At 60.1% G+C, this 21,392-nt stretch carries 19 protein-coding genes; 16 read left to right on the forward strand and 3 right to left on the reverse strand.

Annotation, left to right across the window (positions count from 1 at the left end; translation table 11 throughout):
* Positions 1-19: 19 nt before the first annotated feature.
* From mraZ to lpxC, 16 genes are all read left to right on the forward strand, one after another.
* Positions 20-475, forward strand: coding sequence for a division/cell wall cluster transcriptional repressor MraZ (gene mraZ, locus BLQ41_RS10270; protein ID WP_008147486.1), 456 nt, complete (start codon positions 20-22; stop codon positions 473-475).
* A complete protein-coding gene (gene rsmH, locus BLQ41_RS10275) occupies positions 472-1,419 on the forward strand; it encodes a 16S rRNA (cytosine(1402)-N(4))-methyltransferase RsmH (protein WP_167360478.1) in 948 nt (315 codons plus the stop codon). Before mraZ ends, rsmH begins: the two co-directional genes overlap by 4 nt.
* Entirely contained in the window at positions 1,416-1,709 is a 294-nt protein-coding gene (gene ftsL, locus BLQ41_RS10280) for a cell division protein FtsL (protein WP_090180249.1), read from the forward strand. Before rsmH ends, ftsL begins: the two co-directional genes overlap by 4 nt.
* Positions 1,709-3,448: a peptidoglycan D,D-transpeptidase FtsI family protein gene (locus tag BLQ41_RS10285; protein ID WP_167360530.1), complete on the forward strand. Its 1,740-nt coding sequence runs from the start codon at positions 1,709-1,711 to the stop codon at positions 3,446-3,448. The genes ftsL and BLQ41_RS10285 overlap by 1 nt, the downstream gene beginning before the upstream one ends.
* On the forward strand, positions 3,448-4,911 hold the full coding sequence (locus tag BLQ41_RS10290; protein ID WP_090180255.1) for a UDP-N-acetylmuramoyl-L-alanyl-D-glutamate--2,6-diaminopimelate ligase: 1,464 nt from the start codon (positions 3,448-3,450) through the stop codon (positions 4,909-4,911). The genes BLQ41_RS10285 and BLQ41_RS10290 overlap by 1 nt, the downstream gene beginning before the upstream one ends.
* Positions 4,904-6,271 (forward strand): UDP-N-acetylmuramoyl-tripeptide--D-alanyl-D-alanine ligase, encoded by a 1,368-nt coding sequence (locus tag BLQ41_RS10295; protein ID WP_090180258.1) that lies wholly within the window; start codon positions 4,904-4,906, stop codon positions 6,269-6,271. The genes BLQ41_RS10290 and BLQ41_RS10295 overlap by 8 nt, the downstream gene beginning before the upstream one ends.
* Positions 6,271-7,353 carry a phospho-N-acetylmuramoyl-pentapeptide-transferase gene (mraY, locus tag BLQ41_RS10300; protein WP_090180261.1) on the forward strand — a complete coding sequence of 361 codons (1,083 nt, stop codon included), beginning with the start codon at positions 6,271-6,273 and terminating at the stop codon, positions 7,351-7,353. The genes BLQ41_RS10295 and mraY overlap by 1 nt, the downstream gene beginning before the upstream one ends.
* Before the next feature lie 6 nt (positions 7,354-7,359).
* Entirely contained in the window at positions 7,360-8,706 is a 1,347-nt protein-coding gene (gene murD / locus BLQ41_RS10305) for a UDP-N-acetylmuramoyl-L-alanine--D-glutamate ligase (protein WP_090180263.1), read from the forward strand.
* Positions 8,703-9,920, forward strand: a complete 1,218-nt coding sequence (ftsW, locus tag BLQ41_RS10310; protein ID WP_090180266.1) for a putative lipid II flippase FtsW — start codon at positions 8,703-8,705, stop codon at positions 9,918-9,920. The genes murD and ftsW overlap by 4 nt, the downstream gene beginning before the upstream one ends.
* A complete protein-coding gene (gene murG, locus BLQ41_RS10315) occupies positions 9,910-10,980 on the forward strand; it encodes an undecaprenyldiphospho-muramoylpentapeptide beta-N-acetylglucosaminyltransferase (protein ID WP_090180270.1) in 1,071 nt (356 codons plus the stop codon). Before ftsW ends, murG begins: the two co-directional genes overlap by 11 nt.
* Positions 10,973-12,433, forward strand: coding sequence for a UDP-N-acetylmuramate--L-alanine ligase (murC, locus tag BLQ41_RS10320; protein WP_090180273.1), 1,461 nt, complete (start codon positions 10,973-10,975; stop codon positions 12,431-12,433). Before murG ends, murC begins: the two co-directional genes overlap by 8 nt.
* Positions 12,430-13,398: a D-alanine--D-alanine ligase gene (locus BLQ41_RS10325; RefSeq protein WP_090180275.1), complete on the forward strand. Its 969-nt coding sequence runs from the start codon at positions 12,430-12,432 to the stop codon at positions 13,396-13,398. The genes murC and BLQ41_RS10325 overlap by 4 nt, the downstream gene beginning before the upstream one ends.
* 4 nt (positions 13,399-13,402) lie before the next feature.
* Positions 13,403-14,272, forward strand: a complete 870-nt coding sequence (locus tag BLQ41_RS10330; RefSeq protein WP_090180278.1) for a cell division protein FtsQ/DivIB — start codon at positions 13,403-13,405, stop codon at positions 14,270-14,272.
* A gap of 15 nt (positions 14,273-14,287) precedes the next feature.
* Positions 14,288-15,547, forward strand: a complete 1,260-nt coding sequence (gene ftsA, locus BLQ41_RS10335; RefSeq protein ID WP_008147519.1) for a cell division protein FtsA — start codon at positions 14,288-14,290, stop codon at positions 15,545-15,547.
* A gap of 103 nt (positions 15,548-15,650) precedes the next feature.
* Positions 15,651-16,844, forward strand: coding sequence for a cell division protein FtsZ (gene ftsZ, locus BLQ41_RS10340; protein WP_007943486.1), 1,194 nt, complete (start codon positions 15,651-15,653; stop codon positions 16,842-16,844).
* A gap of 112 nt (positions 16,845-16,956) precedes the next feature.
* Positions 16,957-17,868, forward strand: coding sequence for a UDP-3-O-acyl-N-acetylglucosamine deacetylase (gene lpxC, locus BLQ41_RS10345; protein WP_045059296.1), 912 nt, complete (start codon positions 16,957-16,959; stop codon positions 17,866-17,868).
* A gap of 92 nt (positions 17,869-17,960) precedes the next feature.
* Here lpxC and BLQ41_RS10350 read toward each other — a convergent pair whose 3' ends face one another.
* From BLQ41_RS10350 to BLQ41_RS10360, 3 genes are all read right to left on the reverse strand, one after another.
* On the reverse strand, positions 17,961-19,457 hold the full coding sequence (locus BLQ41_RS10350; protein ID WP_090180281.1) for a sensor domain-containing diguanylate cyclase: 1,497 nt from the start codon (positions 19,455-19,457) through the stop codon (positions 17,961-17,963).
* A 118-nt stretch (positions 19,458-19,575) separates the two neighbouring features.
* Positions 19,576-20,844, reverse strand: coding sequence for an OprD family porin (locus BLQ41_RS10355; protein ID WP_408003509.1), 1,269 nt, complete (start codon positions 20,842-20,844; stop codon positions 19,576-19,578).
* Positions 20,845-21,090: 246 nt separating this feature from the next.
* Positions 21,091-21,315: a hypothetical protein gene (locus BLQ41_RS10360; protein ID WP_090180286.1), complete on the reverse strand. Its 225-nt coding sequence runs from the start codon at positions 21,313-21,315 to the stop codon at positions 21,091-21,093.
* Between the last annotated feature and the right edge of the window lie 77 nt (positions 21,316-21,392).

The raw sequence follows: 21,392 nt of genomic DNA on the forward strand, positions 1-21,392 counted from the left end.
TATTTGGAGAAACGCTGACGTGTTTCGCGGAGCTAACGCTATCAGTCTCGACGCAAAGGGCCGTCTCGCCATGCCGAGCCGGTACCGTGACGAGCTCGTTTCGCGTAGTTCCGGTCAGTTGATCGTGACCATTGATGCCGTTGATCCGTGTTTGTGTGTTTACCCCCTCGATGAGTGGGAAATTATTGAAACCAAACTGCGCGCACTGCCTTCGCTTCGCGAAGAGAACCGCCGCCTGCAACGTTTACTGATTGGTAATGCCGTCGACCTCGAGCTCGATGGCAGTGGTCGTTTTCTGGTTCCTCCGCGTCTTCGTGAGTATGCCAAGTTGGATAAACGCGCGATGTTGGTTGGCCAACTGAACAAGTTCCAATTGTGGGACGAGGATGCCTGGGATGCGGTTTCTGCCGCTGACCTGGCTGCTATTCAACAACCGGGCGCCATGCCTGATGAACTGCGTGATTTGATCCTGTGACTATTGATAGCGGCTTTAACCACATCACCGTACTGCTTGACGAAGCCGTGGAGGCTCTCGCCGTACGTCCTGATGGCTGCTATCTGGACGGTACGTTCGGTCGCGGCGGACACAGTCGGTTGATCCTCAGCCAACTGGGTCCCGATGGTCGGGTCCTCGGATTCGACAAAGATCCTCAAGCGATTGCCACTGGGCAGACGCTGGCGGCCGAAGACGGCCGCTTTGTCGTTGTGCAGCGCAGCTTTGCCGAGCTCGGTTCGGAAGTGGCCGAACGGGGTCTGCACGGAAAGGTCAGTGGTGTTCTGCTCGACCTCGGCGTGTCTTCGCCACAACTTGACGACCCCGAGCGCGGCTTCAGTTTCCTCAATGACGGCCCGCTGGACATGCGCATGGACCCGTCTCGCGGGATCAGCGCTGCCGAGTTCGTGAACACCGCGCCAGTGGAAGAAATCGCCCGGGTATTCAAGGAATACGGCGAAGAACGTTTCTCCGGTCGCATGGCCCGTGCCGTCGCCGAACGTCGCGACATCAAGCCGTTCGAACGCACAGCCGATCTGGCTGAAGTCCTGAAAGTCGCCAACCCGGCATGGGAAAAGGGCAAAAACCCGGCAACCCGTGCATTCCAGGGCCTGCGTATTCACGTCAACAACGAGTTGGGCGATCTGGAAGCCGGCCTTGAAGCCGCAATGGACTGCCTGGAAATCGGTGGCCGTCTGGTCGTCATCAGTTTCCACTCGCTGGAAGACCGCATCGTCAAACTGTTCATGCGCAAGCTGGTAAAAGGCGAAGCCGACAACCTGCCGCGCAACCTGCCGGTTCGCCACGTAGCCTTCGAACCGAAAATCAAAGTCCATGGCAAAGCGCAGACGGCCTCCGACGCCGAACTCAAAGCCAACCCACGTTCCCGTAGCGCCGTCATGCGCGTCGCGGAGAAGCTGCGGTGAGCAAGCTTTTCGCCAAGCCACTTCCAGGCGGAAGCTTTTTCATGCTGCTGCTGTTTCTGGCCGTGCTCGTATCGGCCATCGGCGTGTCCTATAGCGCCCACTGGAACCGTCAGCTGCTGAACTCGCTCTACAACGAGTTGAGCGTGCGCGACAAGGCGCAAGCGGAGTGGGGCCGGTTGATTCTTGAGCAAAGCACCTGGACCGCCCATAGCCGTATCGAAGTCCTGGCCACCGAGCAACTGAAGATGCGCATTCCTGGCGCAGCTGAAGTGAAGATGGTGACGCCATGATGAAGCTCGAAGGCGCACTGTTCCCATGGCGATTCCGCGTGGTCCTGGGTTTGCTCGGCATCATGGTCGTGGCGATTTGCTGGCGTATCATCGATCTGCAAGTGGTCGACCGTGCCTTCCTCAAAGGTCAGGGCGACGCACGCAGCGTTCGACACATCCCGATTCCGGCTCACCGTGGTCTGATCACCGACCGTAACGGCGAGCCATTGGCCGTGAGTACGCCGGTCACCACCCTGTGGGCCAACGCCAAGGAAATGCAGCTGGCCAAAGAGAAATGGCCGGCACTGGCTGCGGCGCTGGGGCAAGACCCCAAAGCCCTGGCCGAGCGTCTCGAGGCACAGGCCAACAAAGAATTCATTTACCTGGTGCGCGGGTTGACCCCCGAGCAGGGCCAGTCTGTGCTCGATCTGAAAGTGCCGGGCGTCTACGGCATCGAAGAGTTCCGGCGCTTCTACCCGGCCGGTGAAGTCACCGCACATATGGTCGGCTTTACCGACATTGATGACCACGGGCGTGAAGGCGTCGAGCTGGCCTATGACGAATGGCTCGCCGGTGTCGCCGGCAAGCGACAGGTCATCAAGGATCGGCGCGGCCGACTTATCAAGGATGTCCAGGTCACCAAAAACGCCAAGGCCGGCAAGCCCTTGGCGTTGTCCATTGACTTGCGTCTGCAATACCTGGCCAACCGTGAACTGCGTAACGCGATCATCGAGAACGGCGCCAAGGCCGGCAGCCTGGTGATCATGGACGTGAAGACCGGCGAGATCCTCGCCATGGTCAACCAACCGACCTACAACCCGAACAACCGTCGCAACCTGCAACCGGCGATGATGCGCAACCGCGCCATGATCGACGTGTTCGAGCCGGGTTCGACCATGAAAGCGATCTCCATGAGCGCCGCGATCGAAACCGGTCGCTGGAAACCGAGCGATACCGTCGAGGTGTACCCGGGCAGCCTGCAGATTGGTAAATACACCATCAAGGACGTATCCAAGACCGAAGGTCCGGTGCTCGACCTGACCGGCATTCTGATCAACTCCAGTAACGTCGGCATGAGTAAGGTCGCGTTCGACATCGGCGGCGAAACCATTTTCCGTCTCGCACAGAAAGTCGGCCTGGGCCAGGACACCGGCCTCGGCTTCCCGGGCGAGCGTGTCGGCAACCTGCCGAACTACCGCGAATGGCGCAAGGCTGAAACCGCCACGCTGTCCTATGGCTACGGTATTTCCGTGACCGCGATCCAACTGGTCCATGCCTTCTCGGCACTGGCCAACAACGGTCGCATCGCACCGCTGACCCTGATCAAAACCGATAAGGCGCCGCAAACCACGCAAGTGTTGCCCGAAGCCGTCGCGAAAACCATGCAAGGCATGCTGACCCAGGTGATCGAGGCCCCGCGCGGCGTGTTCCGTGCGCAAGTGCCGGCATACCACGTGGCAGGCAAGTCGGGTACCGCGCGCAAGACTTCGGTCGGCACCAAAGGCTATGCCGAAAACTCCTACCGCTCGCTGTTCGCAGGCTTCGGCCCGATGAGCGATCCGCGTTACGCCATCGTGGTGGTGATCGATGAACCGACCAAGGCCGGTTACTTCGGTGGTCTGGTTTCGGCGCCGGTATTCAGCAAAGTGATGTCCGGCACCCTGCGCCTGATGAACATCACGCCGGACAACCTGCCGCCGACTCAAACCGCCAATGCAGCACCGGTCGTTCCACTGAAAGCCAATGGAGGGCGCGGCTGATGTCTCTGAGCCTGAACAAGATTTTCGCCCACGCCGGTCGCGATCTGTTGATTCGCGAACTGACCCTGGACAGCCGCAACGTGCGCGCTGGCGACCTGTTTCTCGCTGTTCCTGGCGGCAAGTTCGACGGTCGTGCGCACATCGCCGATGCATTGCAGCGCGGTGCGGCCGCCGTGGCCTATGAAGTCGAAGGCGCCACCGTGCTGCCGATCACCGACGTGCCATTGATTCCGGTCAAAGGCCTGGCGGCGCAGCTGTCGGACATTGCCGGGCGTTTTTATGGTGACCCGAGCCGTCACCTGAATCTGATCGGCGTGACCGGCACCAACGGCAAAACCAGCGTCACGCAATTGGTTGCGCAGGCCTTGGACTTGCTCGGTCAGCACTGCGGCATTGTCGGCACCCTGGGCACCGGTTTCTACGGCGCGCTGGAAAGCGGGCTGCACACCACGCCGAACCCGATCGCCGTGCAAGCGATGTTGGCTGACCTGAAAAAGGCCGGCGCCAAAGCTGTGGCCATGGAAGTGTCTTCCCACGGCCTGGATCAAGGTCGCGTGACTGCGCTGGCGTTTGACGTGGCGGTGATGACCAACCTGTCCCGCGATCACCTGGATTACCACGGCACCATGCAAGCCTATGGCGAAGCCAAGGCCAAGCTGTTTGCCTGGAACGATTTGAAGTGCCGGGTGGTTAACCTCGACGACGAGTTCGGCCGCCAACTGGCCGCCGACAAAGGCGAGTCGCGCCTGATTACCTACAGCCTGGAAAACACCAGCGCCTACCTTTATTGCCGTGAAGCACAGTTCGACGACGAAGGCGTACGCGCCACACTGGTGACGCCGCAGGGCGAGCATCATTTGCGCAGCACGCTGCTCGGTCGTTTCAACCTGAGCAATGTGCTGGCCGCGGTCGGCGCCTTGCTCGGCCTGGATTACGCGCTGGACGAAATCCTCAAGGTCCTGCCGAAACTCGAAGGCCCGGCGGGACGCATGCAGCGTCTTGGCGGCGGCAACCAGCCTTTGGTCGTGGTCGATTACGCCCACACCCCCGATGCGCTGGAAAAAGTTTTGATGGCCCTGCGTCCCCACGCCAAAGGTCGTTTGCTGTGCCTGTTCGGTTGCGGCGGTGATCGCGATCGCGGCAAGCGTCCGCTGATGGCCGAAGTGGTCGAGCGTCTGGCCGATGGCGTCCTGGTGACCGATGACAACCCGCGCACCGAAGATCCTGCCGTGATTTTCGACGACATCCGTGCCGGTTTCACCAACGTGGATAAAGTCACTTTCGTCGCGGGCCGTGGCCAGGCGATTGCGCAATTGATCGCCAGCGCTTCGGTGGATGACGTGATTGTCCTGGCTGGCAAAGGTCACGAGGACTATCAGGAAATCAACGGCGAGCGTCACGATTTCTCCGACCTGGTCGAGGCTGATCACGCCTTGACCGCATGGGAGGTGGCTCATGCTTAAGCCCTGGAAATTGAGCGAACTGACCGGCGCACTGAACGGCCGGATGATCGTGGCCGATGCCACGTTCAATGGCGTCAGCATCGACAGTCGCGCGATCAAGCCCGGCCAGCTCTTTATTGCCCTGACCGGTCCGCGCTTCGACGGTCACGACTATTTGAATGACGTAGCAAACAAAGGCGCCGTCGCGGCGCTGGTCGAGCGTGAAGTCGCTGACAGTGCGCTACCGCAATTGGTTGTCAAAGACACCCGCCAGGCCCTTGGCCAGTTGGGCGCTCTGAACCGTGCTGCGTTTACCCGCCCTGTGGCGGCGATCACCGGTTCCAGCGGCAAGACCACCGTCAAGGAAATGCTCGCGAGCATCCTGCGCACGCGCGGTCCGGTGCTGGCGACCCGTGGCAACCTGAACAACGACCTCGGCGTGCCATTGACCTTGCTCGAACTCGCACCGGAGCACACCGCTGCCGTGATCGAGCTTGGCGCGTCGCGTCTGGGTGAAATTGCCTACACCGTCGGCATGACCAAACCGCATGTGGCCGTGCTGAACAACGCCGGGACTGCCCACGTTGGCGAGTTCGGCGGGCCGGAAAAAATCGTTGAAGCCAAAGGCGAGATTATTGAAGGGCTGGACGCTGATGGCGTCGCCGTTCTGAATCTGGACGACAAGGCGTTCGGCATCTGGAAGACCCGTGCTGCCGGCCGCAAAGTCCTGACGTTTGCCTTGAGCAATGTCAGCGCCGACTTCTACGCCAGTGATCTGGACCGCGATGCACGCGGTTGCCCGTCGTTCAATCTGCACAGCCCCGATGGTGTGGAGCGCGTTCAACTGAATCTGCTCGGCACCCATAACGTCGCCAACGCGTTGGCTGCCGCTGCTGCCGCACACGCCTTGGGCGTGTCGCTGTTGGGCATCGCCACCGGTCTCGGCGCAGTGCAACCGGTCAAGGGGCGCACCGTCGCGCAACTGGCCAGCAATGGCATACGCGTAATCGATGACACGTACAACGCGAACCCCACCTCCATGTGCGCGGCCGTTGATATACTCGCCGGCTTTTCCGGCCGCACCGTTCTGGTGCTCGGGGATATCGGCGAGTTGGGCGACTGGGCGGAGCAGGGGCATCGCGATGTGGGCGAGTACGCCCGCGGCAAGGTTTCCGCGCTTTACGCTGTCGGGCCATTGATGGCTCACGCCGTAAACGCTTTCGGCCCGCAAGCTTTTCACTTCAGCACTCAGGCTGAGCTGATCAAGGCACTCGGCGCCGAGCAGGATACAAACACCACTATTTTGATCAAGGGCTCGCGCAGCGCAGCGATGGAAAACATCGTCGCCGCTTTGTGCGGGTCCAGTCTGGAGAAACATTAATGCTGCTGCTGCTAGCGGAGTATCTGCAACAGTTCTACAAAGGCTTCGCGGTCTTTCAGTACCTGACCCTGCGCGGGATCCTCGGTGTGCTGACCGCGCTGGTTTTGTCGCTGTGTTATGGCCCGTGGATGATCCGCACGTTGCAGAACCGTCAGATCGGTCAATCCGTTCGTAACGACGGTCCGCAATCGCACCTGTCCAAATCCGGCACCCCGACCATGGGCGGCGCGCTGATTCTGTCGTCCATCGGCGTCAGCACTTTGCTCTGGGCTGACCTGAGCAATCGTTATGTCTGGACCGTTTTGCTGGTGACGTTGCTGTTCGGCGCTATCGGCTGGGTCGACGACTACCGCAAGGTGATCGAGAAAAACTCCAAAGGTTTGCCAAGCCGCTGGAAATACTTCTGGCAGTCGGTGTTTGGCCTCGGTGCAGCGATCTTCCTTTATATGACCGCGACTTCGCCGGTGGAAACCACGCTGATCCTGCCAATGCTCAAGGACTACAGCATTCCGTTGGGCATAGGTTTCGTTGTCCTGACTTACTTCGTGATCGTCGGCTCGAGCAACGCCGTCAACCTGACCGACGGCCTCGACGGCCTGGCGATCATGCCGACCGTGATGGTCGGTGGCGGCCTGGGCATTTTCTGCTACCTGTCGGGTAACGTGAAATTCGCCGAATACCTGCTGATTCCCTACGTCCCGGGCGCAGGTGAGTTGATCGTGTTCTGCGGTGCATTGATCGGTGCGGGCTTGGGCTTTCTCTGGTTCAACACCTATCCGGCACAAGTATTCATGGGTGACGTCGGCGCACTGGCGCTGGGCGCTGCCCTGGGCACCATCGCGGTGATCGTCCGTCAGGAAATCGTCCTGTTCATCATGGGCGGTGTGTTCGTGATGGAAACCCTGTCGGTGGTTATCCAGGTTGCTTCTTTCAAGATGACCGGTCGCCGTGTGTTCCGCATGGCACCGATTCACCACCACTTTGAACTCAAGGGCTGGCCCGAGCCGCGCGTGATCGTCCGTTTCTGGATCATTACCGTGATTCTCGTACTGGTCGGCCTTGCCACCCTGAAGCTGAGGTAGAAACTCGTGTCTCTGATCGCTTCTGACCACTTCCGCATCGTTGTCGGCCTCGGCAAGAGCGGCATGTCCCTGGTTCGCTTCCTGGCGAACCGGGGCACGTCGTTTGCTGTGGCCGATACGCGGGAAAATCCACCGGAACTGGCCACGCTCAAGCGTGACTATCCGCACGTGGAAGTGCGTTGTGGCGAGCTGGACGTCGAATTCCTGTGCCGCGCCGATGAGCTCTACGTGAGCCCCGGCCTGGCGCTGGCGACCCCGGCCCTGCAGGCTGCCGCCGCCCGTGGCGTGAAATTGTCCGGCGACATCGAGCTGTTCGCGCGAAATGCGAAGGCGCCGATTGTGGCCATCAGCGGTTCCAACGCGAAAAGCACCGTGACCACCCTGGTCGGCGAGATGGCGGCAGCGGCGGGCAAGCGCGTCGCCGTGGGCGGCAACCTCGGCACGCCGGCGCTGGATTTGCTCAGCGATGACGTCGAGCTGTACGTGATGGAATTGTCGAGCTTCCAGCTCGAAACCACCGACCAACTCAACGCTGAAGTGGCCACCGTGCTCAACGTCAGTGAAGACCACATGGACCGCTACAGCGGCCTGCCGGCCTATCACCTGGCCAAGCACCGGATTTTCCGTGGGGCGAAGCAGTTTGTGGTCAACCGTCAGGACGCCCTGAGCCGTCCGTTGATTGGCGAAGGTCAGCCGTGCTGGACGTTCGGCTTGAGCAAACCTGATTTCAAGGCCTTCGGCATTCGCGAAGAAGACGGCGAGAAGTACCTGGCTTTCGAATTCCAGAACCTGATGCCGGTGCGCGAGTTGAAAGTCCGTGGCGCCCATAACCAGTCCAATGCCCTGGCGGCGTTGGCGCTGGGGCATGCCGTCGGCTTGCCATTCGACGCCATGCTGTCGAGCCTGCGCACGTTCGCCGGGCTTGAGCATCGCTGCCAGTGGGTCCGTGACCTGGATGGCGTGAGCTACTACAACGATTCCAAAGCCACCAACGTCGGCGCCGCACTGGCAGCCATCGAAGGCTTGGGCGCGGACATCGACGGCAAGGTGGTGTTGATTGCCGGGGGCGACGGCAAAGGCGCTGACTTCAAGGATTTGCGTGATCCCGTGGCCGCCAACTGCCGCGCCGTCATTTTGATGGGCCGCGACTCCGACAAGATCGGTGAGGCCATCGGCGATGCGGTGCCGTTGATCCGGGTCGGTTCGCTGGTCGAAGCGGTGGAGCAATGCCGCGCCGCTGCACAACCTGGCGATGTGGTGCTGCTGTCGCCAGCCTGCGCCAGTTTCGACATGTTCAAGAATTATGAAGACCGTGGTCACCAGTTCGTCCGCGCTGTGGAGGATCTGGCATGAGCCTGCGAAACATCATCAAGCCATACCCGTCGCCGATCATCACCGGGCGCGGTATCGATCTCGACTTCCCGATGCTCGCCGGCTGCCTGGCCTTGATCGGCCTCGGGCTGGTCATGATCGCCTCGGCTTCGACCGAAGTGGCGGCGGCGCAATCGGGCAGCGCCCTGTATTACATGATTCGCCACCTTATCTATATCGTGCTGGGCCTGGGCGCCTGCGTCATCACCATGATGATTCCGATCGCCACCTGGCAACGCCTGGGCTGGCTGATGCTGCTGGGTGCGTTCGGTCTGCTGGTGATGGTGATCGTTCCGGGGATCGGCCGTGAAGTGAACGGTTCGATGCGCTGGATCGGCTTCAGTTTCTTCAACGTTCAGCCTTCCGAGATCGCCAAGGTGTTCGTGGTGATCTACCTCGCCGGTTACCTGGTGCGTCGCCAGAAAGAAGTGCGCGAAAGCTGGATGGGCTTCTTCAAGCCGTTCATCGTTCTGCTGCCAATGGCTGGCCTGCTGCTGATGGAGCCGGACTTCGGTGCCACCGTCGTAATGATGGGTGCCGCCGCGGCGATGCTGTTCCTTGGTGGGGTCGGGCTGTTCCGGTTTTCCCTGATGGTGGTCCTGGCGGTTGCGGCGGTGGTGTTGCTGATTCAAGTGCAACCCTATCGAATGGCGCGTCTTACCAACTTTGCCGATCCATGGGCCGACCAGTTCGGCGCCGGGTATCAATTGTCGCAAGCCTTGATCGCGTTTGGTCGCGGCGAATGGCTGGGTGTTGGCCTGGGCAACAGCGTGCAGAAACAGTTCTACCTGCCAGAAGCCCACACCGACTTCGTGTTCTCGGTCCTGGCTGAAGAGCTGGGGGCCGTGGGTTCCTTGTGCACGGTCGCGCTGTTCGTCTTCGTGTGTATTCGCGGCATGTACATCGGTTATTGGGCTGAGAAGGCCAAGCAGTTTTTCGCCGCCTACATTGCGTACGGCTTGTCGTTCCTGTGGATCGGCCAGTTCCTGATCAACATCGGTGTGAACGTCGGTCTGCTGCCGACCAAAGGCCTGACCTTGCCGTTCCTCAGTTATGGCGGCAGTTCGTTGGTGATCTGCGGTGCCTGCCTTGGGTTGTTATTGCGCATCGAGTGGGAGAGTCGAACCCATCTGGGCAGCGAAGAGATGGAATTCCATGAGAGCGACTTCGCCGAGGAGTCGACCCATGGGCGCTAACGTATTGATCATGGCGGGCGGCACCGGCGGCCACGTGTTTCCGGCGCTGGCTTGCGCTCGCGAGTTTCAGGCCCGCGGCTACACCGTGCACTGGCTTGGAACACCCCGTGGCATCGAGAACGACCTGGTGCCGATGGCCGGTATCGAGCTGCATCGGATCAACGCCAGCGGCGTGCGCGGCAAGGGCAAATTGTCCCTGCTCAAGGCCCCATTCATGGTGATCAAATCCGTCTGGCAGGCGCGGGCGATCATTCGTCAGCTGCGGCCGGTGTGCGTCGTTGGCTTCGGTGGTTTTGTGACCGGTCCTGGTGGTGTCGCAGCCAAACTGGCCGGTGTGCCGGTGATCGTTCATGAGCAGAACGCGGTGGCCGGTACCGCCAATCGGTTGCTGGTGCCGTTGGCCGCCCGAGTCTGTGAAGCGTTCCCCGACACCTTTACCCTGTCGGACAGCCGTCGGACCACCGGCAACCCGGTGCGCACCGAGCTGTTCCTCGAAACACCGCGACAGGCCCTGGCCGGTCGCAAGGCGCGTTTGCTGATCCTGGGTGGAAGCCTGGGCGCAGAACCGTTGAACAAGTTGCTGCCTGAAGCCCTGTCGCTAGTCGCCCCCGACCTGCGCCCGGAAGTGTTTCATCAGGCCGGCAAAAACCACGATGAAGTGACTGCAGAGCGCTATCGCGCGGCTGGCGTCGAGGCGCAAGTGCAGCCCTTCATCAAAGACATGGCTCAAGCCTATGGCTGGGCCGACCTGGTGGTGTGCCGCGCAGGCGCATTGACCATCAGTGAACTGGCTGCCGCCGGTCTGCCCTCGTTGCTGGTGCCTTTGCCCCACGCGATCGACGATCACCAGACCCGCAACGCCGATTATTTGGCCCGTGAAGGCGCTGCCTTCCTGATGCCGCAAAGAACGACTGGCGCAGCGGATCTTGCCGCACGCCTGACAGAGGTCCTGATGCAACCACAACGACTCAACGACATGGCCAGCGCGGCGCGCCGCCTCGCCAAACCCGATGCAACCCGTAACGTGGTCGATACCTGTCTGGAGGTGGCCCATGGTTGAGAATCAGAAAGCCATGCCGCAACCGGAAATGCGCCGCATCCGTAAAATCCATTTCGTCGGCATCGGCGGCGTGGGCATGTGCGGCATCGCTGAAGTGTTGTTGAACCTGGGCTACCAAGTGTCCGGTTCCGACCTGAAAGCGTCGCCGGTGACCGAGCGTCTTGAATCGTTCGGTGCGCACATTTTCATCGGCCACCGTGCCGAGAACGCCGCTGCCGCCGACGTGCTGGTGGTGTCGAGCGCCGTGAACACCTCCAACCCGGAAGTCGCCACCGCACTGGAACGCCGCATTCCCGTGGTGCCACGCGCCGAGATGCTGGCCGAGCTGATGCGCTACCGCCACGGCATCGCCGTCGCCGGGACCCACGGCAAAACCACCACCACCAGCCTGATCGCTTCGGTGTTCGCGGCCGGTGGCCTGGACCCGACGTTCGTCATCGGTGGCCGTCTCAATGCCGCGGGCACCAATGCCCAGCTCGGCACCAGCCGCTACCTGATCGCCGAAGCAGACGAAAGCGATGCGAGCTTCCTGCACTTGCAGCCCCTGGTGGCCGTGGTCACCAACATCGACGCCGACCACATGGCAACCTACGACGGTGACTTCAACAAACTGAAGAAAACCTTCGTCGAGTTCCTGCACAACCTGCCGTTCTACGGTTTGGCGGTGGTGTGCCTGGACGACCCGGTGGTACGTGAAATCCTGCCTCTGGTGAAACGTCCTACGGTCACCTACGGCTTCGGCGATGACTGCGACGTGCGCGCCATCAATGTGCGCCAGCAGGGCATGCAGACCTTCTTCACCGTGCTGCGCCCTGATCGCGAACCGCTGGATGTCTCGGTAAACATGCCGGGCAACCACAACGTATTGAACGCGCTGGCGACCATCTGCATCGCCTCTGACGAGGGTGTCAGCGATGAAGCCATCGTCCAGGGCCTGTCCGGGTTCCAGGGTGTCGGTCGGCGCTTCCAGGTCTACGGCGAACTGCCGGTCGAGGGCGGCCACGTAATGCTGGTCGACGACTACGGTCACCACCCGACCGAAGTCGCTGCCGTGATCAAGGCCGTACGCGGCGGCTGGCCTGAGCGCCGTCTGGTGATGGTCTACCAGCCGCACCGTTACAGCCGCACCCGCGACCTGTACGACGATTTCGTCAATGTATTGGCCGACGCCAACGTGTTGCTGTTGATGGAAGTCTATCCGGCCGGTGAAGAACCGATCCCGGGCGCTGACAGCCGCAAACTGTGCAACAGCATTCGTCAACGCGGCCAGCTCGATCCGATCTACATCGAGCGCGGTGTCGACCTTGCGCCGCTGGTCAAGCCGCTGCTGCGTGCCGGCGATATCCTGCTGTGCCAGGGCGCCGGTGATATCGGTGGTCTTGCCCCGAAACTGTTGGCCAGTCCGCTATTCGCGGGTGCTGTTGCCGCACCGACTCCGGGGAAATTGAAATGACTGCTGCCTACGCCAACCTCGTCTCCACGATCGCGCCGAAAGACTTCGGCCGCGTCGCCGTTCTGTTCGGCGGCAAGAGCGCCGAGCGTGAGGTTTCCCTCAAGTCGGGCAACGCTGTCCTCGACGCGCTGCTGAGCGCCGGTGTGGACGCGTTCGGCCTCGATGTGGGCGATGACCTGTTGCAGCGTTTGCTGAACGAAAAAATCGACCGCGCCTTCATCATCCTCCACGGTCGTGGCGGTGAAGACGGCAGCATGCAGGGCTTGCTCGAATGCCTGGGCATTCCGTACACCGGCAGCGGCATTCTTGCCTCGGCACTGGCGATGGACAAGCTGCGCACCAAACAGGTCTGGCACAGCCTCGGTATTCCGACGCCACGCCACGCCGTACTGAGCTGCGAGGCCGATTGTATTTCGGCAGCGACGGAACTGGGCTTCCCTTTGATCGTCAAACCGGCCCATGAAGGTTCAAGTATCGGTATGGCCAAAGTGACCTCCGCGTCCGAGTTGATCGACGCCTGGAAAGCGGCCAGTACCTACGATTCGCAAGTGTTGGTCGAGCAATGGATTCAAGGTCCGGAGTTCACCATCGCCACCCTGCGTGACCAGGTGTTGCCACCGATTGCCCTGGGCACGACGCACAGTTTCTACGACTACGACGCCAAGTACGTGGCCTCCGATACCCAGTACCGGATCCCGTGTGGCCTGGACAGCAACAAGGAAAAAGAACTGATGGACCTCACGGCGAAAGCCTGTGAGGCGCTGGGTATCGCCGGTTGGGGCAGGGCGGACGTGATGCAGGACGCCGACGGGCAGTTCTGGTTCCTGGAAGTCAACACCGCACCGGGCATGACCGATCACAGTCTGGTGCCGATGGCGGCCCGTGCTGCCGGTCTGGATTTCCAGCAATTGGTTCTGGCGATTCTGGCCGCCAGCATTGCCGGCAATAACGAGCCTCGAGGTTAAGACCATGCAAGGCGCACAGCTGAGACATCAGCCCCCTCCAGTACCTGGCCGCAAGCCGGTGCCGCGGGGTGCCAGCCGAATGGTGGCGAAAGAGCCGATGTCCGCGCGCCTGCCGAAAGCCAATTTCGGCTTTCTCAAAGCCTTGTTCTGGCCGGTGCTGTTGGTTGCACTGGGGTTCGGCACTTACGAAGGCGCACAGCGTTTGCTGCCGTACGCCGACCGGCCGATCACCAAGATCAACGTACAGGGCGATTTGAGTTACATCAGCCAGCAAGCGGTGCAGCAGCGGATCGCCCCGTACGTGGCGTCGAGCTTCTTCACCATCGACCTGGAGAGCATGCGCACCGAGCTTGAAACCATGCCATGGATTGCCCACGCCGAAGTGCGCCGGGTGTGGCCGGATCAAGTGGTGATCCGCCTGGAAGAGCAACTGCCCGTGGCCCGTTGGGGTGATGAGTCGCTGTTGAACAACCAGGGGCAGGCCTTCACCCCGCGTGAACTGGCGAACTATGAACACTTGCCACAACTGTTCGGTCCTCAACGGGCACAACAGCAAGTGATGCAGCAATACCAGGTGCTGAGCCAGATGCTCAGGCCATTGGGCTTCTCGATTGCACGCCTGGAATTGCGTGAACGAGGCAGCTGGTTCCTGACCACCGGCGCCGGCAGCGCTGGCCCGGGGATCGAACTGCTGCTGGGACGCGGCAACCTGGTGGAAAAGATGCGCCGCTTCATTGCCATCTACGACAAGACGCTTAAAGAACAGATTACGAACATTGCGCGCATCGATCTGCGCTACGCCAACGGCCTCGCTGTTGGCTGGCGGGAACCTGTAGCGCCCACGACAGCCCAACCCGCTGTCGCGAAGAATTAAGAAGAGGCAGGACCCATGGCAAACGTGCAAAGCGGCAAAATGATCGTCGGTCTCGATATCGGCACCTCCAAGGTGGTGGCGCTGGTCGGCGAGGTCTCGGACGACGGCACGCTGGAAATCGTCGGGATCGGCACTCATCCGTCCCGTGGCCTGAAGAAAGGCGTGGTGGTGAACATCGAGTCCACCGTGCAATCGATTCAGCGCGCGATCGAAGAAGCGCAGTTGATGGCCGGTTGCCGGATCCACTCGGCGTTCGTCGGCGTGGCCGGCAATCACATCCGCAGCCTGAACTCCCACGGGATCGTGGCGATTCGTGATCGCGAAGTCAGCTCCGCCGACCTTGAGCGCGTCCTCGACGCCGCCCAGGCCGTGGCGATCCCGGCTGACCAGCGCGTATTGCACACCCTGCCGCAGGATTACGTGATCGATAACCAGGAAGGCGTTCGTGAGCCGCTGGGCATGTCGGGCGTACGTCTGGAAGCCAAGGTTCACGTGGTGACCTGCGCCGTCAACGCCGCACAGAACATTGAAAAATGCGTGCGTCGCTGTGGCCTGGAAATCGACGACATCATTCTCGAGCAACTGGCGTCCGCGTATTCGGTACTGACCGACGACGAGAAAGAGCTGGGCGTTTGCCTGGTGGACATCGGTGGCGGCACCACTGACATCGCGATCTTCACCGAAGGCGCGATCCGTCACACCGCAGTGATCCCGATTGCGGGCGATCAGGTGACCAACGACATCGCGATGGCGTTGCGCACCCCGACCCAGTACGCCGAAGAAATCAAGATTCGCTACGCCTGCGCCCTGGCCAAGCTGGCCGGTGCCGGTGAAACCATCAAGGTCCCAAGCGTCGGCGACCGTCCACCGCGCGAGCTGTCCCGTCAGGCCCTGGCCGAAGTGGTCGAGCCGCGTTACGACGAACTGTTCACGCTGATCCAGGCCGAACTGCGCCGCAGCGGCTACGAAGACCTGATCCCGGCCGGCATCGTGCTGACCGGCGGTACTTCGAAAATGGAAGGCGCGGTCGAACTGGCCGAAGAGATCTTCCACATGCCGGTCCGCCTGGGCGTGCCTCACGGCGTCAAGGGCCTGGACGATGTGGTCCGCAACCCGATTTATTCCACTGGCGTTGGCCTCTTGATGTATGGCCTGCAAAAGCAGTCCGACGGGATTTCGTTCTCGGGCATCAGCAGCCGCGACAGCTACAGCAATGAAGAACCGAAAGCCGCCTTGCTCGATCGCATCAAGAGCTGGGTACAGGGCAACTTCTAACGAAGCAGTTTCAAGCGGCAAGTTTCAAGCGACAAGCAGTAAAAGCAGTAAAAGCAGCAAAAGCAGTAGGCGAAAAAACTAGAGAACGTAAAGGAGAGGGAAAATGTTCGAACTCGTAGACAACATCCCCGCAAGCCCGGTTATTAAAGTTATCGGTGTTGGCGGAGGCGGCGGCAACGCTGTCAACCACATGGTCAAGAGCAACATTGAAGGCGTTGAATTCATCTGCGCCAACACTGATGCCCAGGCGCTGAAATCCATCGGCGCGCGGACCATTCTGCAACTGGGTACCGGCGTGACCAAAGGTCTGGGCGCTGGCGCCAACCCTGAAGTAGGTCGTCAGGCCGCTCTCGAAGACCGTGAGCGCATTGCCGAAGTCCTGCAGGGCACCAACATGGTGTTCATCACCACCGGCATGGGCGGTGGTACCGGTACCGGTGCTGCGCCGATCATTGCTGAAGTGGCCAAGGAAATGGGGATTCTCACCGTTGCGGTGGTGACTCGTCCGTTCCCGTTCGAAGGCCGCAAGCGCATGCAGATCGCCGACGAAGGTATCCGTCTGCTGTCTGAAAGCGTTGACTCGTTGATCACCATTCCCAACGAGAAACTGCTGACCATCCTCGGTAAGGACGCAAGTCTCTTGTCGGCTTTCGCCAAGGCTGACGATGTACTGGCCGGTGCCGTTCGCGGTATCTCCGACATCATCAAGCGTCCGGGCATGATCAACGTCGACTTTGCCGACGTACGCACCGTGATGAGCGAAATGGGCATGGCGATGATGGGCACTGGCTGCGCCAGCGGTCCGAACCGTGCACGCGAGGCCACCGAAGCGGCCATTCGCAACCCGTTGCTCGAAGACGTGAACCTGCAAGGTGCACGCGGCATTCTGGTGAACATCACCGCCGGTCCTGACCTGTCCCTGGGTGAGTACTCCGACGTGGGTAGCATCATCGAAGCCTTCGCTTCCGAGCACGCAATGGTCAAGGTCGGTACCGTTATCGATCCGGACATGCGCGACGAACTGCACGTGACCGTGGTTGCTACCGGTCTGGGCGCTAAAATCGAGAAGCCTGTGAAGGTCATCGACAATACCGTTCACACCTCGATGGCTTCCCAGCCGCAACAATCGGCACCCGCTCGTCAGGAACAACCAGCGGTAAACTACCGTGACCTGGACCGTCCGACCGTCATGCGCAACCAGGCTCAGGCCGGTGCTGCGACTGCCGCGAAGATGAATCCGCAAGATGACCTGGACTACCTGGACATCCCGGCATTCCTGCGTCGTCAGGCTGATTGATGGAATGTATCAGGGCTATGAAGGTGATTGGTGTTCAGCAAAGGTCTGGTCTGCTATTATCGCCAGCCTTTGTTGATACCAGTTCGCAATTTGCGCTGAAGCGGCCCAAGCCATGATTAAACAACGCACACTGAAAAATATTATCCGTGCCACAGGTGTAGGCCTGCACTCCGGGGAGAAGGTATACCTGACCCTCAAGCCAGCACCTATCGACACCGGCATTGTGTTTTGTCGTGCCGATCTCGATCCGGTCGTGCAGATTCCTGCCCGCGCGGAAAACGTTGGTGAAACCACGATGTCGACCACATTGGTCAGTGGTGACACCAAAGTAGATACGGTGGAGCACTTGCTCTCGGCCATGGCTGGCCTGGGCATCGATAACGCCTACGTCGAGCTCTCCGCGTCTGAAGTCCCAATCATGGATGGTAGCGCTGGACCCTTCGTATTTCTGATTCAGTCGGCCGGCCTGGAAGAACAGGACGCCGCCAAGAAGTTCATCCGGATCCTGCGGGAAGTGACAGTGGAAGACGGCGACAAGCGCGCCACTTTCGTCCCTTTCGAAGGTTTCAAAGTGAGCTTCGAGATCGATTTCGATCACCCGGTTTTCCGTGACCGCACACAAAGTGCAAGCGTGGATTTTTCCAGCACTTCGTTCGTAAAAGAAGTCAGCCGCGCCCGTACCTTTGGTTTCATGAGTGACATCGAGTACCTGCGCAAGCACAACCTCGCACTCGGCGGCAGCGTTGAAAACGCTATTGTGGTCGACGCGGATGGTGTACTGAACGAAGACGGCCTTCGCTATGAAGACGAATTCGTGAAGCACAAGATCCTCGATGCAATTGGTGACCTCTACCTGCTGGGCAATAGCCTGATTGGTGAGTTCAAGGGCTTCAAGTCCGGACATGCATTGAACAACCAGCTGCTGCGCAAGTTGATTGAGCAGACAGATGCTTGGGAAGTCGTGACTTTCGAAGACGCCAGCACTGCACCGATCTCTTACATGCGTCCCGTTGCGGCCGTGTAAGTAAAAACCTCTCTAGTTTTTAAAGGCTGCCTTCGGGTGGCCTTTTTTTATGCCTGCATAATTGTCCCCGCACAAAGTGGGAACGATCCGCCTCAGGCAGAAGAAACTACCCGATTACGCCCATTTTCCTTGGCCTGATACAGCGCCTTGTCCGCCGCGAACAGCACACTTTCCAGGCTGATATCAGTCGCTGTCGTCCAAGTGCTGATACCAATACTGACAGTGATGGGCGAATCGGCGCCCTCAATGAACGGTAACTGCTCTACAGCTTTGCGGATGTATTCGGCAATCTGCCGCGCTCCAGCGCTGTCGGTTTCCGCCAGGATCACCGAAAACTCTTCTCCACCGTAACGGGCCGCCAGATCCGCCGGTCGTCGCACATGGGCGCTGATGACACTGGCCAACGTGCGCAACGCTTGGTCGCCGGCCTGATGGCCATACCGATCGTTGAAATCCTTGAAGTGGTCGGCATCAATCATCAGCACTGACAGTGGCTGACCCGATCGTTGCGCCCGAAACCATTCATGACGCAGGGCCTGGTCCAGCGTCCGGCGGTTGGCCAGCCCGGTCAAGGCATCGGTAGCAGCCAGTTGCGCCAGCTCCCGCTCGGCGTTGTGGCGCAGGCGCAGTTCCCGACAGAACAACCAGGTCAACCAGAGCAGGCTGATGCACAACGCCAGGGTCGCCACGCTGACCACCACCGTCGTGCGCTTCCAGGAGGCAAACACTTCATCGCTTGAGAGTGCAACGACGACGATCAGTGGCAGGTTGCCCACCTTGGAGAACGTGTACAGGCGTTTGTCCTGGTATTGGCTTGAAACGCTGGTGAAGCTGCCATTGCCTTCTTTGACGATGCGCTGGAAATTGGGGCGGTTGCTGAAATCCTTGCCGACCAACTCTTCGGCCGGGCGCGGTTCCTGGGCCAGCAGGATGCCGTCCGAGCTGATCAGGTTGACCGAGCTGTCACGACCGATGTTCAAGCTGTTGAACAATTGATCGAAGTAACTCAGGCGCATGGCAGCTTCGGCGACACCGAGAAATTCGCCCTGCGCGCCGCTGAGCCGGCGACTGAAGCTGATTCGCCACTCATGTTCAGGCTTTCTGGAGCGAAAGGGACGGCTGATGAACATGCCCGGATCGCGATTGCTCAGGTGCGACTGAAAGTATTCGCGGTCGGCATAATTGCCATTTCTGGGCTCAACCGAGGCCGAGTCGGCGATGACGTCGCCCTTGTTGTCCAGCAACAGAATATCGCCCTTGTACGGCGCGGCCGTGGCACGATCAAACAAGGCCAGATGGCGGATGGCGGGGGAAACGTTCTTAAGGTCTTCTCGTTGCGAGGCCGCTATCAGACCGAGCAGGGACAGGTCGTAGAGCTCGACATTGCGCAGCACATCGGCGTCGATCAATTGCACGATGTTGGACGCGGCGCGTGTGGCAGACAGTTCTGCGTTCGCGCGCTCACGGACCAGCAGGAATGCCACGATACTCAGTATGGCGACTACCAGCAGCAAACTGCCGAGAACCAGAAGCCGCTCCGACCGGGGCGAACGGACCGGATCTTGAGGTTGTGCACTGCTCACGCTCATGGTTCTGGCTTCTGTTGACGAGGCGTCTTGAACGATTGGCTGTTGGCGTTCAGTGCGCGGTAAAAATCCCGGATAAAAAAAAGCCAGCAAAACGTGCTGGCCTTTTGTTCGTTGCAGTTTAGAAGACATTCAGCGGGTAGTCGACGATCACCCTGTATTCGTCTGTGTCCTGGTCCAGAGCGCCGTAGCCGTTGCCGCCCCTGTTCGTCGCCCATTGCAGATGCACGGCCAGGTCCTTGGCGTTGCCATCCTGGACCACGTATTTGAGATCAATGTCGCGTTCCCAGTGCTTGGCATTTTTGCCGTCGGCGCTGTACCACGAGGCATATCCGCGGCTGTCCGGGTCAACCTTGGTCAGGTCCAGTTTGCCCCGTGAGTACGAAAGCGCCGAGGTCAGGCCGGGCAAGCCGAGGCTAGCAAAGTCGTAGGCGTACTTGAGTTTCCACGAGCGTTCGTTCGGGCCATTGAAGTCCGAATACTGCTGGGAATTGTCGAGGAAAATGCTATCGCCCTGGCTGATGTAGTCGAACGGCGTGTTGCCGTTGACCCGCTGATACGCCGCGGTAACGCTGTGATTGCCCACGCCGACAGTGAAATGCAGGCTGTAGGTGTTGTTGTCGATGTTGCCCAGCAGCGCGTCGCCGGTGTCTTGCGTGTGATAGAAGTGCAGGCCCGGGTTGAGGCTGACCAGATCATTCAGCGCGTAGGTGTAATCCAGGTCGTAGTAGTACTGGTTCCAGATGTCCTTGAGCTCGGACGCATAAAGGCTACTGGTCAACCCCGGTAGGCCGCTCCAGGCCACGCCGGCCCAATTCAGGTGCTGACTTTCGTCACCCTCTGCCAGGCTGCCGTACGAGGTGCTGATTCGGGTATGGCCGCTCTGATTGTAAGGCTTGGTGAAGCTCGCCTGGCCGCCTTCGATGAGGAAACCGTCGAAACTGTGGTTGGTCAGGCTGACGCCGCGAAAGGTTTGCGGCAGCATGCGGGTCTCGCCGCCGGCAATTACCGGGTTGTTGAGGAACAGGTCGCCGGCCTTCAACTCGGTATCGAAAGCACGCATTTTCAGCGTGGCGCCCGCCGTCGAGAACGATCCCGGCGCTTTGCCGTTGCCATCGCTGACCGGCAGGATGCTTGAGTTATCCGTGCCGCCACCGCCGTCGAGCTTGAGCCCGAGCATGGCGTTGACATCGATACCGAAACCCACGGTGCCCTGGGTGTAGCCCGAATTGAAAATGCCAAGAAAGCCCTGGCCCCATTCGATGTTGTCGTCCGTCTGCTGCAGGCGGTTGCGGTTCATGTAGTAGTTGCGAGCGTTGAGGTTAAGGCTAGAACCTTGCACAAACCCTTCGGGGTGGGTGTCGTCGGCGGCGTGGGCGGTGGTGGTCATCGTTGCAGCAACTGCAATGAACAACGGGCTGAAACTGAGGGGAAAACGCACTTGCGGTAAAGCTCCTTGGGGTCGATCAAGCACTTCATTAGTTGAAGTACAGGATGTTTCTTGTAAGGGGAGACGAACGAAGCCGGTGTTAAACCACAACGAAAAAAAGCCGCTGATAGCAGCGGCTTTGAAGACAACTTTTCAAAGGGAAGAGCCGATGAAAAGTGTCGAGGGAAAAGGTGCGAACAGGGTGGGTCAGCTGTCTTTCTCAACCCGTGGCTGGGTGGCAGACGTGGACGTTTGAGGGGTTTGCGCAGCTTCCTGGGCTTTGGCCGTCATTTCACTCTGATACTGTTCGTAGTCGGCGGCACGCGCCTGCTGTTGTGCGACGAAGGTCTGCGACTCTTCAGCCATGGCGAACGGTGACAGGAACAATGAGGACAAAACGAAAGCGCTGGCAATACCCATAGTGTTGGACATCTTTAAAACCTTCTTGCTTGGCAAGTGCTGTTTGGTGCGGCAAAGATAAGGGGGAATGGAGAGGGGAAAAAGAGCGG

This window comes from Pseudomonas arsenicoxydans (assembly GCF_900103875.1).
Taxonomy (GTDB): Bacteria; Pseudomonadota; Gammaproteobacteria; order Pseudomonadales; family Pseudomonadaceae; genus Aquipseudomonas; species Aquipseudomonas arsenicoxydans.

Coding starts and splice junctions, on each gene's coding strand:
- BLQ41_RS10350 (WP_090180281.1), bottom strand. CDS start 19,457: ATGAGCGTGAGCAGTGCACAACCTCAAGATCCGGTCCGTTCGCCCCGG.
- BLQ41_RS10360 (WP_090180286.1), bottom strand. CDS start 21,315: ATGTCCAACACTATGGGTATTGCCAGCGCTTTCGTTTTGTCCTCATTG.
- BLQ41_RS10285 (WP_167360530.1), top strand. CDS start 1,709: ATGAAGCTCGAAGGCGCACTGTTCCCATGGCGATTCCGCGTGGTCCTG.
- murC (WP_090180273.1), top strand. CDS start 10,973: ATGGTTGAGAATCAGAAAGCCATGCCGCAACCGGAAATGCGCCGCATC.
- BLQ41_RS10355 (WP_408003509.1), bottom strand. CDS start 20,844: ATGACCACCACCGCCCACGCCGCCGACGACACCCACCCCGAAGGGTTT.
- mraY (WP_090180261.1), top strand. CDS start 6,271: ATGCTGCTGCTGCTAGCGGAGTATCTGCAACAGTTCTACAAAGGCTTC.
- murG (WP_090180270.1), top strand. CDS start 9,910: ATGGGCGCTAACGTATTGATCATGGCGGGCGGCACCGGCGGCCACGTG.
- lpxC (WP_045059296.1), top strand. CDS start 16,957: ATGATTAAACAACGCACACTGAAAAATATTATCCGTGCCACAGGTGTA.
- ftsW (WP_090180266.1), top strand. CDS start 8,703: ATGAGCCTGCGAAACATCATCAAGCCATACCCGTCGCCGATCATCACC.
- ftsA (WP_008147519.1), top strand. CDS start 14,288: ATGGCAAACGTGCAAAGCGGCAAAATGATCGTCGGTCTCGATATCGGC.
- ftsZ (WP_007943486.1), top strand. CDS start 15,651: ATGTTCGAACTCGTAGACAACATCCCCGCAAGCCCGGTTATTAAAGTT.
- BLQ41_RS10330 (WP_090180278.1), top strand. CDS start 13,403: ATGCAAGGCGCACAGCTGAGACATCAGCCCCCTCCAGTACCTGGCCGC.
- BLQ41_RS10295 (WP_090180258.1), top strand. CDS start 4,904: ATGCTTAAGCCCTGGAAATTGAGCGAACTGACCGGCGCACTGAACGGC.
- BLQ41_RS10290 (WP_090180255.1), top strand. CDS start 3,448: ATGTCTCTGAGCCTGAACAAGATTTTCGCCCACGCCGGTCGCGATCTG.
- BLQ41_RS10325 (WP_090180275.1), top strand. CDS start 12,430: ATGACTGCTGCCTACGCCAACCTCGTCTCCACGATCGCGCCGAAAGAC.